Below are 14,356 nucleotides of genomic sequence, written 5' to 3'. Positions count from 1 at the left end.
CACACTATTCGTTAATGAGTTTTTCAGCTTGTTTTGCCGCTGCTTCTACCGCTTCCTCAGCCGAAACATCTTGCTTAACCACAGCTTTGGAATACTGCTCAAGAATGACGCCAGCCATGTCTGATGACAGTGCAAAAGGTTCATTCAATTTTGCATTTGGTAGTTGCTCAACAAATGGTTTGGCTTCTGATGTGTTGTAGTAAGGTCGGTCTTTTAGCGAGATCAGTGTTGGCAGTTGTCCCAGCGCTACATTCGCTTTGTGGTTAAACTCGTCTTCCATCATCAGTTGTAAGAACGCCCACGACAGCTGCTCTTTCTCGACGCTGTTTTTGAAGATCATCAGAGCGCGGCCATCGAGTGTGGAGTATGAGGTATCACCTTTGTTGAGTGTCGGAATCGGTGCTAGTCCAACATCGTCACCCACCACCATCGGTTTACCTGCCGCTTCGGTTAGGTTTGCTTTCCAGCCGAAACCAAACTGTGGCCACATACCAATAGTGCGTGAGAAAAAATTCTTCTCCATGGTCAGTGGAGAATACTGCTGCGCCTTAGCCATAGTTTCGAAGAACAGCGCTAGATTCGCTTCTTCTCTATCGAAGATAGGATTGGTGCCAAAACGATTAAGCAGGCCGTATTGGCCATCGTTGAAGTTGTAGTACATCTGAGCCAACATGCTCCAATACCAACTTCCCCACGATAGCGCTTCGTTCCAAAAAACCGTGCCATACACGGGGCTGCCGTCTGCTCGTGGAGGTAGTTGGCTAATCTTTTCAGCCGCGTATAAGAATTCATCCCATGTTTGAGGTGGGTTCTCTGGGTCTAAGCCCGCTTCGATGAACAACTCTTTGTTGTAGAGCATCAATGTCGTTGTTGCATTCCAAGGGATGTAGTAGTTTCTACCGTAGTTTTTTTGCATAAAAACTGGGTCAATCCTATCAACCATTTCATTGAACCCATCAAACTGCTCCAAATAAGCTAGCTTGCCCATCTTTGCGTATTTCGCAGGTTGATAGCCAAAGACTCCAGCATAGAGATTCGGCACATCACCTGCTGCCATACGAGTCTCTAAATTTTCATCATTTGAAACAACAACATCTACGTTTGGGTATCTTTTTTTGAACTCAGGAACTAACTCAGAACGGACAAAGTCCATATAATTACCTACTGGGGTCATGACTTCGATACGGGTATTATCTGCGAGTGTGATCTGCGAACTTAATGCGAGCACACATCCAATCAACCACTTTTTCATAACTATCCTACAGAGTTTCACGTAAAATTAAGGAGGTTGGCAAAATCGTTAATGCTTGTAATTTTTCGGTTTTATCATCGAGAGCATTGATCAATGTTGATGCTGCTAGCTCCCCCATTCCCTCTTTTTCATGAGTAACGGTAGATAAACTTGGAATCATTAACTCTGCCATTCTTATATTGTCAAAGCCGACAAGTTTCATTTCGTTGGGAATATCTATTTCATAACGCTTAGCTGCGCGAAGTATGCCAATCGCCATTTCATCATTGGCAGCAAATACGGCATCAGGCCTACGTCCTTGTTCAAGTATGTCTTTCATCTGTTTGTAAGCGGTCTTTTCGGTAAAGTCGCTTTTTATCAAATGATGATTTTTGACAGGTAGATTGAAATACCCCAAAGCGGAAATATAGCCGTCTAATCGCTTTTTGCTATCGTATGAGTCGTCAGGTCCAGTGAAGAAGTAGATGTCCTTGCAGCCCTTGAGCACCAACTCTTTGGTTGCACTGAACGCTCCACCAAAGTTGTCGATTAGGATGTTGTAGATGCCGGGAGCATTTAACTCTCGGTCTAGCACCACCATGGGAAAGTCCGGGCCTGCGACCGATTTTAGAAACTCGGTATCAAATGAATTGGTTAACACCACTGCGCCATCAACGACTCGATCTCGAATATACTTGTGAGCCGTAGAGTCTTCATTGCCATACATGCTACAAGCCACGACATCATAGCCACGCTGGTGACAGACCTTCTCGATACCTTTGACAAGCTCACTGTAAATCGGGCCAAACCAGTTGTTTAAAAACAGGCCGATGGCATAGCTACGACGCTGCTTCAACTGCTTAGCATTGGTGTTAGCGACATAATTCATCTCGTTAGCAATATTGAGAACATGCTGACGCGTCTTTTCACTGACGCGATTGCAGTCATTCATTGCGTACGAAACGGTTGCGATGGAGACATTCGCTTTTTTAGCTACGTCTTTAATGGTCACTTTCATTTCACTTACTTCCTTTAAGAGCCCAGCTCTTCACACCTTGCATTTTTCTCATACTCAGCCTTTGGGTTGGGCCCATCGCTGAGCCCAACAGATTATTAAAGGGAGATATGAAGGGTGTTTTCTTCACTACTCAATCTCTGAAGCAACCATTCGCGTGAGATCTTCGCACCACCAGCGCGATAGCGGTTCTCAGTAAGTTCGAATGGCACCACTTCATCGTTTATCGAAATAGTTTTTGGAGTGTGTGAACCTTCAACCAAATCGATAACTAAGGTCACAGGCTTCTCATCAAGCTCGAAGTGGATCTTCGTTTGACCAACTCGCGGAGAGATAACTGGATCAAGAATGAGATCGTTGTGCGCGAATCGAACACCAAATACATTAGAGATAAGTTGGTTCACGTAGATACCTGGACCACTTGAGTAGATTCTCCAACCGCCTTTCACTGCAACTTGACCGTTTTTCACTTGGTCAAAGTTGTCGTATGCCGTTGGGCGGTCATTGAACTTCGCATCTGAACTTGAGAAGTACGCGTTAGACTGACGAAGCTCAGCGTTTGGCACGTGGTCTTGAATACCCACTGGGACAATTTTGTACAGGTTGTCGAATACTGCTTCCGCGTCACCCAACTTACACAGTGCTTCGATGAATCGAATATGTGCGTGGCAGTATTGAAGACCGACTTCGCGGCCAAGGTTGGCTGCCAGTTCTGCGCGCTTAAAGTAGCTCTGCTTACCTGCTTTGTACTCGGCCATTTTATCCATCAAGCGAACACCGTCAGGGTGAACAAGGTTTTGCTTAATGATGTCCATGTGAGTGCTTGCCATTTCTGGGTCAAACACTTCTGAAATGATTGAGCGGCTTGCTGGCAATAGTCGGTAGCTGATACCCGTTTTTTGATCCGATGGGTGCAGCAAGTGCTCGATTTGCTTAACACTACCCTCTTCATCACGATCGAAGTGGATAAAGCCAGCAATCACACCATCTTTAATCAAGTAGTGGTGGTAATCGCTTTCCATCTTGTCTGCCAATTCCATCAAAGAAACGGCGTAGTCTTGATGTGCGCTGCCTTTAAGTGCTTGGTACATACCTTTAAGCGCTTGTAGCGTTAGTGGAATTGTCCACCCACTCACCATGTTCTCACGCAGTGATTGATTCGCGGGTTGTAACGTATCGTCCCAGTCACCATCACCGTAGCAAGATAGCGATGTACCCGGCACAAGGTTATCAAGCATATGCTGAATTTGAGTTTGTACGTGGTGCATTAAAGTGAAGTTGTTTTCGCTCTTTACAAAACCTTCTTCTGCTAACGTGTACGGCAGTTCAACATCCAGAATACTGATGTCGCCCGTCGTATTTAGGTAATCAGCCAGAGCTTTGAGCGGCCACACTACGATGTCACCGTGCGCTTCTTCTTGTTGGATAGTCGCGTATTGGTCGAACATGAACCATTGAGGCCAAGTACCCGTCTCTTGATACTGGTGGCTGTAGATCTCTGCTAGTACCGCTTTTGCCTTTGCGTATTCCTGCATCGACATAAACAGTTCGAATGGGCCTTGAGATACATCACGCGTACCCCATGCCGCACCTGAGTATTGCTCTAAGCCATGTGGCGTTGAGTAGTGAACTAAAGCATTGTGAGTGAACCAGTCCAGACACGTATTGATGCGCTGGCTGTTGCCGTTGTCTTCACTGAAATCAACATTGAAGCCTTTGGTCAAAGACTTAATACCTTTTTGGTATTGCTCGCGTTCTGCCTCAAACGCCATAAATTGTGCAGTAGTATCTAGCGCGCCCGTCTTACCGCCAATCGCGACAGAACAGTGACTTTCAAGAGAACCGTTGAGTACCAAGTACTCCACTGAATCAGAATCCGCACGCCCGATCGTTTCAGCCGTTACGTCCATGCCTGACACTGCAAGGCCATAGCTCAGCTGCGGCATGAATTGATCAATCAGTTCATTTTTGCCTATCACCGTGAACAGTTCGCCATCTCTTGCAATCTCAACACTGCCTTCACCTTCGTTGTTACCGAAAACAAGTTGGTGTGACACTTTGATTGAAAGCGGAGCCTCGATGCCGTGTTTAGTGATATCTAGCTGGATGATTGGGCTTTGCGCACTTGAGAACGAAACGATCTCTAGGTAGCCACCAAGTAGTTTATAGATCCAACGCGAATAGTTTTGGCCAGTTTCGTAAGCCGAAGGCATGCCCAATGCGCGGTAGGTTCCTTCCACTTCAACCCATACTCTTTGCCCTGCATGAGTGAATTGGTTTAACGGGTTTCGGCACACACCCAATAGTTTGTTGAATGAGGTATTGCCAAGCGTTAGCTGTGAGTTGAAAACACCGCCGATGTAGTGTGTCGAGCTCATGATAGATTGCTGGTAATCTTGATTATTGCCCGACGCAATCACATGACCTGTCATACGCTCTAGGTGCTTCTCTTTTTCTGGCAAAGTCACGTATTTGTTGTCGCCGTAGAAGAATGACAGCAATTCACCGTCTTTAACGTCTGCGAACGTTTGATCATCACCGAAGAACTCTGTGATCTCTTTCTCGCTCAGCTTTCCGCCCTGCAGGTACTCGCCTTTAGGTTGGTGCACACAAGATAAAGGCTCACGTTCCATCTCTTCAGATAACGTCAGTTGAGTGTGCTTAGCTGTAATCTCTTCCAGTGCGATATGCTCGCCCGAATTTGATTTCGGGAAGTCCGCAGTGACAACACCATAGAAAACCATTTCCTTAGACGATTCTGTTGCAAGCGTAACTTCTTCAGTTTGAAGCGCGATGTAACCCATCTCATATTGATATTTTTGGTTTTCAAGTTGTGGCGCGTTCAATGCTGCGGCCTCGCCTGTTAACTTAAACTCCTTACCAAAGAACTGGAAACCATCGGTGCTGTAGCCAACGACAGGAGAAAGAGAACCCAATTGAATGCGCGGGTTGCCTGAAGATTGAGGTAAGTTCTGACGGCTACAAACCACGTAACCCATTTGGTTTTCAAAGATTTGATGGTCTAGGTATTGAGAACAGTACAATTCATTAGTTTTAACCGCGCCTTCATCCGCAAGACCAACGTCCTGACCGTAAATCAGGTCATATATCAGTGGCTGTGAAGAGAGATTCGTAATATTCACATCGTAGAAAAATGCATGGTCAACAGTTTTAATCGACACAACGGCTTCAAAGTCTTCCGTTGTTGTTACCCACTGTAGTGAACCATCGCTCTGCTTAAACGTTTCAATCTTGTTATTAAAAAAAAGCAATGGTGTGACATTTAATTTGCCTTCACCTTTAACGCGAAGGAATATATTCGAGATCGCCATTTCTGAGTCAGGCGTATCGAACAAAGACACCATTAAACGATCACTGCGAATTGCGCCTAGTACGCCATCTGCGTTGAACGTGAGGTTTAGGCTTTCATTGCCAACGCTCATTTGTGATCCAGGTTGAATGTGGTGCATAAAGCTTTACTCCAAACTTATTTTGATTCTGTGTAGTGGATATTTTCTTGAGAAGCGTCATCAAAGACGTGGCATTTCTCGACTTGAAGTTGAATGTGACAATGAGTGCCGAAATCAGGTGTTTGCTCGGTATCGAGTAGCTTACAAACCACTGGTTTATCGAAGATGGTGACGTGTAAGTAGACTTCTGACCCTAGCTCTTCTTTCGCCTCAACTTTTGCCGGTAGCGTGTTTTGATTCGCTTGATTAGAGACCGATAAGTGCTCTGGACGAATACCAAGGTGGACGCGGTGCCCTACCCACTCTTTCGCTTTCTCTTGATGTGCTTGCGACAGTTCGATGGTGTGTTCATTGAGTTGAACGCACACTTTTCCGCTTTGTTCCAATAGAGTGCCTTCAAGCATGTTCATGGCTGGAGAGCCAATAAACTCAGCAACAAACTTGTTTTTTGGGTTGTGGTACACATTCATTGGTGTATCGACTTGCATGATTTGGCCTTGATTAAGGATGCAGACACGATCTCCCATGGTCATCGCTTCAACCTGATCATGGGTTACGTAGATCATGGTTGCTGGCTTACCCGACTCTTGAAGCTGGTTATGCAGGCGAATGATTCGGCGACGCATCGACACTCGCAGTTTGGCATCGAGGTTAGATAGCGGTTCATCGAATAAGAACACATCCGGGTTACGTACCATTGCGCGCCCTAAGGCAACACGCTGACGCTGACCACCTGACATCTGCTTTGGCTTTCTATCTAGCAGATCCGTGATTTCAAGAAGCTCGGCTGCTTTGGTGACACGTTCTTTAATTTCTGCTTTTGATTTCTTTGCCGTTTCCAAACCAAATGCTAAGTTTTCGTAAGCGGTCATATGCGGGTACAGCGCGTAGTTCTGGAATACCATCGCGATACCACGGTCTTTTGGCGGCAAGTCATTACACTCTCGGTCACCAATCACAAGCTGCCCATCGGTAATACTTTCTAAGCCTGCAACCATTCTCAGCATCGTCGATTTAGCACAGCCAGATGGACCAACAAGCACCATGAATTCACCATCTTTGATGTCTAAACTCACATCGTGAATAGCGTGGAAGCCGTTGTCATAGACTTTGTTTACATTTTGTAGCGTTACTTTCGCCATGATTCTGCATTCCTATCTATAAATGCGCTCACTATTTAGGTCACACCTTCCTTCGCGGTGTATCCAAACAATAGTGCAAGTGGTTAGATGTGGGGTTGTCAAATCCGCGTTTGTTTCAGCCGAATAGCAACCCCACGATAACTAAAGTTGTTTGTTAGAACTTCCAAACAATCCCGACTTTAGAGAACCAAACCAATTGGTCCCCTGTCCAAGGTGCCGGATCCGCGTGACGATCTTTCACCTGAATATCTGCCAAGAAAGAGAAGTGTTCGTTGATTGGTAAATCCGCGTATAACGCATAAACATCATAGTCAAAATGGTCGCGGTTATTTGGATCTGAACCCATGTCCAACGTACCTCTCTCATAACGCAGCTCTAGGTAGTTGCCGTTATCAAAGTTGAACTGCACCAAAGGCTTAACAGCAAACTCGACATAGTTGAAGTCATTGTGCTCTTCGACATAGATCACCTTTGCACCGATATTAATGCCGTTATCTAAGCGATATAGATACAGTGGCTCAGACTCAATGAATGCACCTCGACTACCCGGGCCTTGCCTTTCATCTTTGTAGCCAAGCTCTGCACTTAAGTGTAAGAAGTGGCGGCCAAAGCTAAGGTCAATTCCCGGTTTTGCCATGTATTTGTCATAATGCCATTCACCGATCGTTTTTTCGTACGACAACATCAAGTTGTAAGCAACGTTGTCATTTTGACGCCAGTAAAAACTTGGAATCAGCTCTGAATAATTACTCAATCCAGTACTTTCACCACCTCGGCTATGGTGTATTTCTTTAAGTACGTAACCCATACTGAAGTTATCCGTCACACGGGTGAAACCATCAGCGTAGATATAGTGAAGAAGCTCTTCATTGGGTTGATTTTCGTTATCAATGTGTTCGTATTCGATACCCGTTAGTGCACGAGTTCGAGGTGGCGCATTACTACTTTTGGCCGACTCCGTTTCCAGAATCAACTCGCGGTATTGATGGTCACTCCACAAACCCACTTCCACCTCTTCTTGCGCTTCATCAGCATAAGCAACGGATGGAATCGCAATTGCCATGAATGGGATAATGCTTGCTGCTTTGATAATGTTCACTGCTTTTTCAAAATTCACGACTCAAATCCTTTTCTATTTATTATTCGGTTCAAAGGTCTCGTACATATCCACGATGGCTGCGTAGTAATTTTTACTTTCTAGGTACTTACGCACATCTTGGTTGATAGCCGGTGAAAGGAAGGCACCGACAAACATACCTTGGTCTAGAGACAGAATTTTCGTCGAGGTTTCACCTTTGCCGTTTATCGCGTCATACCAGCCATATGGCGTTTCAAGTTGTGGGTAGTAGTCGATTACTGTGTTCAACAGTTTTACGGCTTCAAATGGATTCACCATGTAAGAAAGCGCTAGCGCATGAGGTGTACCGGTATCACCACCAGCAATATCAGTATTGTTAAAACGGACTTTAGACTCTGATAGCTCTGGGACACCGAATGCAGCATAACCATCGTCAACCGTTGCTGCGGACGACACGAAAGGAATTTGATGCTTGATAGCGTGGTACTTTTGGATCTCTGTCATATCTTCGATCATAGAGAAATCTGGGATCAATGAGCGTTCTTCCAACCAAATCATCGAAAGCATGCCTTGGAAGTAAGCACCATCCCAAGTCAACATAGGCGAATATTTTTTGCCATCGAGATAGTAGTCTTGCGTATATAACTCCATATCATTGAACGCTGTTTTCGGGACCGTATTTTCTGAGTTTTGAGTAATCAGGTGAGCCCAGACTGGGGCTAATCGACTCTCATTTGCCTTACGATCTATATGATATGATAGTGGCGCTTCTTTCTTCGTTGACCACCCAGAATAGAGCAGACCTCGGCTTTCATCATAGAGTGCTGACCAACCATCTGTTTGGCTCTTAAGAATAGACTCAACCTTAGCAACGACTTCTTTTTCGTCGGATTGCTTTGAGTCAAGATAAGCGCCGGCTACACCAGCAAGAGCAAATGCTAAGTTTGCGTTATCTACGGCGGGAACAATGCCATCTTTGTTTGGTTTCAGTTGCTCTCCCTCAATATCGTAAGGCCAGAAGAACAGACCTTTCCAAGTAGGAGCCCCTGCCAACGCATCCAGTGTTTCATGGATACGTATTAGTGCATCAGCATTGCCGTTTTTATGTGCTTCAACAAGCACATTTAGGTACAGGCCAATCTCTGTTGTGTTGACATAATAGTCGTGTTCAATCTGGCCATTTTTATCGACGAAAATCGTGTCGTATGGAACTTTGGCTTTTTGATCAACACCTACGCCATCAACAAAGAAGTCCAAGTTTCTTTGTAAATGTTGTTCAAACCCTACTGGGTAGAGCTGTGGATTAACGGTAAGTTCGGTGATTGTGACATCAGCGAACGCAGACATGCTAGCCATGAGGGTACAGGTAGCTAAAAGGCTTTTTTTTATCATTTCTCGTATCGACCTTTGTGTATAAACGTTTCACAACGGATATTCCCATCTGAGTAACACTGTCAGCAATGTGGTCATTTACCTTTTGTGATTATGGGATTACCCGAACAAAATTTAATGCTTAAACCTTTAAGCATTTAAGCTAAACATGTGAGAGAGTTATCATGTTTTCTGTAGATAAATAGAGAGCGAGTGAGGCAATATCGCTGTTACGGCAAGGTTACAAATAAAAAGGATACATAAGTCGTTTATACAAAAAGCAGAAAATACATTGATCACACCACTTTTGTGAAAGCCATACAAAACAAGCCAACCCCGTAAACGGAAGTTGGCTTGTATGACGTTAAACTGAACTTTAAACTACAGGTTGTCGTTAAAACTCGTACTGGAAGTAAACCGTGTTGTAGTTACTACCGCCTTTGATACGACCATACTGAGAGGATTTTTCAAAGATTGCAGAACGGTGATGCAATGAATAACCGAACCATAAGTTGTTCAAGTCATTCTTACCAATCAAGTCGCCAACGTTGACATCGAATGAGAAGTCTAAGTAGTTCAATAGATGGCTTGCGGTGTAACCTTTACGGTCCATCTCAGAGCCTTCGATATAGGTAATCGAATCGATGTAAGACATACCTTCTGCCACACCAACACGCCACTGAGTTGGCCAATCAAAGGTGTAGTACGCCTTGATTGCGATAATGTATTCGGTGCTGCTCGATTGAACGTCTGAACGCCAGTGGTGCGCAATACCTGGGGTTAAATAGATATCCAGTGGCAAACCGAAGATCTCATCGGTTAACGGGTGTCCATAGAAGAACGAGGTCAACTGGTTGTTGTATTCGTCTTTTTCTCTATTGAACTTCATGATGTCGCCAATATTGGATGGCGTTCCCCAGCCGTGTGCGACACGTAAGTAAGGCGCATTGCTCAGTTTAGGTTTTGGCGCTTTCTCTTTGTCGTTAAAGAAACCAAAGCCAAGGTACAATTCCCCCTGATAACGGTCTTCAACAATCGAAGAATCGTAAGCGTTATCGTCCAATCGAGTCACACTGGTTGAACCCAATAAGTACAAGTTAGAAACCACATGGTAACGCGTTTCAACACCAACATTTAAGTCAACACCAGCACCAATGGTTTCATTAGATGCGGAGTAATACTCACTGTTGAAATCAGCACTTTTATAACGCAGCGTCGCGCTCGGGTAAAACTCCCAATCTCCAGTTTCATACTTGGCTTTAGCTCGTAAGTTACCGTGGAAGTTGTATTCACTGTCGCTCATTAACTCCGTCTCGACAGACCAAGAATCATCAAGTTGGTAGGTCAGTTGAGCACCAAAGTCCGCCGTATCGCCTTCAATCGCGTTCTGCTCAGATGCAGGAATATCAATAAAGCGCATGCGAGAGATAGCATTGAAAGACCACTTCTCATCGTCAGTTTGATAGAGGTATGCCCCCATCTCAGTACCGTCAATAAACACATAATCGTTCTTGAAAAACAGCATCGGTACGAATGAGCTAACCGATTGGTCGCCACCAGACGTGTCATAAGGGATGCTTGCTGTACGGAACATTGCAGCGATGCCCCACTCTTGCTCTTCAGCGGCCCACGCATTAGCACTTACGAAAATGCCACTTAGGAAAGCGCTACCTAGTAAAACCAATCCAGATGAAGGAAGAGTCGGTAAATATTTGAGCTTCATTCTTGTGTAATTACTCTTTGAAAAAAATATTGTTTTACTGATTAGACATTTATTAACCATGACGGCTAACTATTTTTAGGTTTGCTCGGCATTGACCGTTACAATGTAGAATATTCTCGGTTAAATGAAAGTATTGTGAAAGTCTCCGAATTACAAAACATTATAGATCACTTACCCAAAGATTCCGATCCAGATATTGTTATGGGTGAGGCGTGGTTGCCTGAGCGTTTGGTGGATACCAACCTAGACGGTGACATGCTATTTCTTGAATTCGATAATGCCCCTGAAGACAATCAAGGGGATGAAGAAGGCCGTGGCTTTGTTGAGCACGAGATTGCTATGATTCGAGAAAAGCTCGAACTGTTATTAGACGAGCCTTCCGATACCAAGACCAAAGCCGATGCCCTATTGGCAATATTTCTAATGGGCCATGAACTTTCTAGCTCAGAAGTTATCGAAGTTCTTGAATCAACAGAATCTGAAACGACAGAGCCTGAGATTGTAGAGCATAATCAACAGAATCTGACTCAGTAGAATTTGAAGCATCAACGCTTGGAACCACAAAGCCAGACACGAACAAGCTCGAAACAAAAGAACACCACGACGACTAGCCACCAACGATTTTAGGTACCGTATTGAAACCCTCTACGACATCATCTCTTCCCCTGTTACTCGCCGGACCCATTTTAAGAAAAACCACCGCGACTGAAGTAGTACTTTGGTTAGCCACCAGCTCGCCTCTTACAGGCAGAGCCGAGCTTCATACTCAAGAAATAGACGATTCTGAAGCAGCACAAGACCAGCCGTTTTATACCTCATCGCTTGAAGAACATGATTCGATTCAAATCGGTACACATGCGTGGATAACGCTAATTCGCTTACAAGGTGAGTTTCCGACTAATACGCTGCTTGAATATGACATTCACACAGAGTCAGGTTCACTAAAAGAGCTCGCCCCTCACCTTGTTTACAACGGTAAATCTCGCGTTGAGTTTAAGATATCGACCTCAGCTGATTACATTCTTCATGGCTCTTGCCGCAACCCGCATCATCCAAGCAAAGACAGCCTAGTTGCAGCCGATAACAAGATGGCCGATCAAACCGTCGCTGAAAGACCCGACATGCTGATGATGAGCGGCGATCAGATCTACGCCGACCATGTGGCAGGCCCAACACTTGATGCTATTCAACAAGTGATTCACCTGCTTGGCCTTGTAGGCGAAAGCTTACCGACTGACTCGCAAATTAAACAAATAAACAGCAGTGACGATCTGTATAACAGTGAATACCACTTATACCAGCGTCATCACTATTTGCCGCACCACACCGCTTCAGAATCGATGATCGATAAGTTCTTCCCGAACCGTGGCGTGCCGATTTTTAGCTCTACCGATTGTGAAAACCACTTGGTCACGCTGTCTGAGTTTATCGCGATGTACTTATTGGTTTGGTCTCCGACACTGTGGCAATGCGTCAATCGAGAGCGTTTAATTGAGAATAACTTCACTCAAGGTGGACGCCAATTAACACCGACTGAGCAGCAACAATGGCGTGATGAAAGCATCATCATGGATGATTTCATTGCTGGCTTACCGCAAGTACAACGTCTGTTCGCGCATATTCCAACGTACATGATCTTTGATGATCACGATGTGACTGATGATTGGAACCTTACCGTGGGTTGGGAACATGCCGTCGACCAAAACCAGTTCGCCACTCAAGTGATAGGCAACGGCCTCGCGGCTTACTGGATGTGTCAGGGTTGGGGTAACAAACCGGAGAGCTTCGACGAAACGTTTATCAAGCAAGCAAAACAGCTTTTTGTCGCTCAACCGCTCATTACTAAACAACCGCGCATTAGTAAACAAACTCATAATGAAGCCGGCAATGCAGCGACTACTCACTCTATTGGCAACATCGAGCCAGACAAGCATCAAGCCTTTATTGAGATGCTGAGTCGCTTTGAAGAGTGGCATTACACAATAGATAGCTCACCTAAAGTCATTGTGTTGGATACTCGTACGCGTCGTTGGCGTTCAGAGTCACGCATGAATAAACCTTCAGGTTTGATGGACTGGGAAGCCCTGATTGAGTTTCAACATCAGTTAATGAATCAAGATAAAGTGGTGATCGTTTCTGCTGCACCGATGTTTGGCGTGAAGTTTATTGAAACACTGCAAAAGATGGCGACCACAATCGGCAAGCCATTAGTGATAGATGCTGAAAACTGGATGGCACATCCGGGCAGTGCGAATACGCTAATCAGTATCTTTACCCATACCAAAACACCAACCAACTTTGTGGTACTTTCTGGTGACGTTCACTACTCCTTCGCTTATGACATCAAGCTTAGGTATCGTCGCAACAGCCCGAACATCTATCAAATCACCTGCAGTGGCATTAAAAATCAGTTCCCTGCTCCGCTGCTTAAATTCTGCGATGTATGGGACCGCCTGTTATACAGCCCTCGCTCAGTTTTGAACTACTTCACTAAGCGTAAACGCTTGAAGATCGAAAAGCGAAGCCCTGACAATCAGACCTTCTATCGCCTTTCAAACCGCAGTGCGATTGGAGAATTGAGGCTAGACACTGATGGGAAACCGCAATCGATCACGACACTCAGTGGCGACGGTAAAATTACCCGTTTCCCAGAGCCCGATTGATAAAATGCTCCTTATCGCTCGCGTATCCGTAATGTCAGTTTTTAGTAAAGACGCTTGCGATCACACTCTGTAGACCCAATAGTTATGCTTATGCTTATGCTTATGGTTATAGTTGATAGCTATCAGCGTTACGGAACTCGATACAAATTTTAACTGGAGCTCGTTATGTTCAATTCTCTCACATCAATGTTTAAACAATTGATTGAAGGCCAGGACCTAAGCAAAAACCAAGGCACATCACCTAATATCGCCATCGCGAGTTTGTTGTGTGAAGTCGCGGGTGCCGACCATCAGATCAATGAATCAGAAAGAGTCGCTAAGCTACAGCTTCTGCAGCGTTTGCTGGATTTAGATGAAGAACAATCAAAGGTACTGCTCGCGCAAGCAGAGCCGAAAGTAGAGCAATCAGTATCGCTGTATGACTTTACATCGCAACTCAGAGACCTATCTCAGCCAGTGCGAATCGACTTAATCAAAGCGATGTGGGAAGTAGCGCATGCCGACGGGGAAATTGACCCTATCGAAGATTCTGTGATCCGTAAAACAGCAGAACTGCTCTACGTCGACCACTGTGACTTCATCAAGAGTAAGTTAAGTGTTTTAGGCGAAAATTAGTGCCTGAAATAATGAATTGGAAACTGAAATAATCGAGTAGGAGGAGGC

10 protein-coding genes are annotated in these 14,356 nt (G+C 44.9%); 3 read left to right on the top strand and 7 right to left on the bottom strand.

Annotated features, from left to right (window positions below):
- Window positions 1-4: 4 nt before the first annotated feature.
- From AB4517_RS15360 to AB4517_RS15330, 7 genes are all read right to left on the bottom strand, one after another.
- Window positions 5-1,252: an extracellular solute-binding protein gene (locus tag AB4517_RS15360; protein ID WP_137001155.1), complete on the bottom strand. Its 1,248-nt coding sequence runs from the start codon at window positions 1,250-1,252 to the stop codon at window positions 5-7.
- A 7-nt stretch (window positions 1,253-1,259) separates the two neighbouring features.
- Entirely contained in the window at window positions 1,260-2,249 is a 990-nt protein-coding gene (locus AB4517_RS15355) for a LacI family DNA-binding transcriptional regulator (RefSeq protein ID WP_137001156.1), read from the bottom strand.
- 95 nt (window positions 2,250-2,344) lie between these two features.
- Window positions 2,345-5,689, bottom strand: a complete 3,345-nt coding sequence (locus AB4517_RS15350) for a GH36-type glycosyl hydrolase domain-containing protein (protein WP_240800814.1) — start codon at window positions 5,687-5,689, stop codon at window positions 2,345-2,347.
- Window positions 5,690-5,733: 44 nt separating this feature from the next.
- Window positions 5,734-6,858 carry an ABC transporter ATP-binding protein gene (locus tag AB4517_RS15345; RefSeq protein ID WP_372148594.1) on the bottom strand — a complete coding sequence of 375 codons (1,125 nt, stop codon included), beginning with the start codon at window positions 6,856-6,858 and terminating at the stop codon, window positions 5,734-5,736.
- A 154-nt stretch (window positions 6,859-7,012) separates the two neighbouring features.
- Entirely contained in the window at window positions 7,013-7,975 is a 963-nt protein-coding gene (locus AB4517_RS15340) for a hypothetical protein (RefSeq protein ID WP_372148591.1), read from the bottom strand.
- A 15-nt stretch (window positions 7,976-7,990) separates the two neighbouring features.
- Window positions 7,991-9,283: a hypothetical protein gene (locus AB4517_RS15335; RefSeq protein ID WP_372148588.1), complete on the bottom strand. Its 1,293-nt coding sequence runs from the start codon at window positions 9,281-9,283 to the stop codon at window positions 7,991-7,993.
- Window positions 9,284-9,701: 418 nt separating this feature from the next.
- Window positions 9,702-11,030, bottom strand: a complete 1,329-nt coding sequence (locus tag AB4517_RS15330; RefSeq protein WP_372148585.1) for a MipA/OmpV family protein — start codon at window positions 11,028-11,030, stop codon at window positions 9,702-9,704.
- An 81-nt stretch (window positions 11,031-11,111) separates the two neighbouring features.
- On the opposite strand from AB4517_RS15330, the gene AB4517_RS15325 reads away from it, so the two are divergent.
- From AB4517_RS15325 to AB4517_RS15315, 3 genes are all read left to right on the top strand, one after another.
- Complete coding sequence (locus AB4517_RS15325; RefSeq protein ID WP_372148583.1) at window positions 11,112-11,564, top strand: hypothetical protein; 453 nt, start codon at window positions 11,112-11,114, stop codon at window positions 11,562-11,564.
- A gap of 101 nt (window positions 11,565-11,665) precedes the next feature.
- Window positions 11,666-13,693, top strand: coding sequence for an alkaline phosphatase family protein (locus AB4517_RS15320; protein ID WP_372148580.1), 2,028 nt, complete (start codon window positions 11,666-11,668; stop codon window positions 13,691-13,693).
- A 165-nt stretch (window positions 13,694-13,858) separates the two neighbouring features.
- Entirely contained in the window at window positions 13,859-14,308 is a 450-nt protein-coding gene (locus AB4517_RS15315; RefSeq protein WP_372148578.1) for a TerB family tellurite resistance protein, read from the top strand.
- Window positions 14,309-14,356: the final 48 nt, after the last annotated feature.

Origin of the sequence: Vibrio sp. 10N.222.52.C3 (assembly GCF_041474195.1) — a bacterium.
Classification (GTDB): Bacteria; Pseudomonadota; Gammaproteobacteria; order Enterobacterales; family Vibrionaceae; genus Vibrio; species Vibrio crassostreae_C.
Note: the sequence above shows the minus strand (reverse complement) of the source record. Positions and strands in the feature narration are given on the sequence as shown.

Bases quoted from the DNA above. Each gene is read 5' to 3' on its own strand.
- AB4517_RS15360 (WP_137001155.1), bottom strand. From the start codon at position 1,252: ATGAAAAAGTGGTTGATTGGATGTGTGCTCGCATTAAGTTCGCAGATC.
- AB4517_RS15355 (WP_137001156.1), bottom strand. From the start codon at position 2,249: ATGAAAGTGACCATTAAAGACGTAGCTAAAAAAGCGAATGTCTCCATC.
- AB4517_RS15350 (WP_240800814.1), bottom strand. From the start codon at position 5,689: ATGAGCGTTGGCAATGAAAGCCTAAACCTCACGTTCAACGCAGATGGC.
- AB4517_RS15345 (WP_372148594.1), bottom strand. From the start codon at position 6,858: ATGGCGAAAGTAACGCTACAAAATGTAAACAAAGTCTATGACAACGGC.
- AB4517_RS15335 (WP_372148588.1), bottom strand. From the start codon at position 9,283: ATGTCTGCGTTCGCTGATGTCACAATCACCGAACTTACCGTTAATCCA.
- AB4517_RS15330 (WP_372148585.1), bottom strand. From the start codon at position 11,030: ATGAAGCTCAAATATTTACCGACTCTTCCTTCATCTGGATTGGTTTTA.
- AB4517_RS15315 (WP_372148578.1), top strand. From the start codon at position 13,859: ATGTTCAATTCTCTCACATCAATGTTTAAACAATTGATTGAAGGCCAG.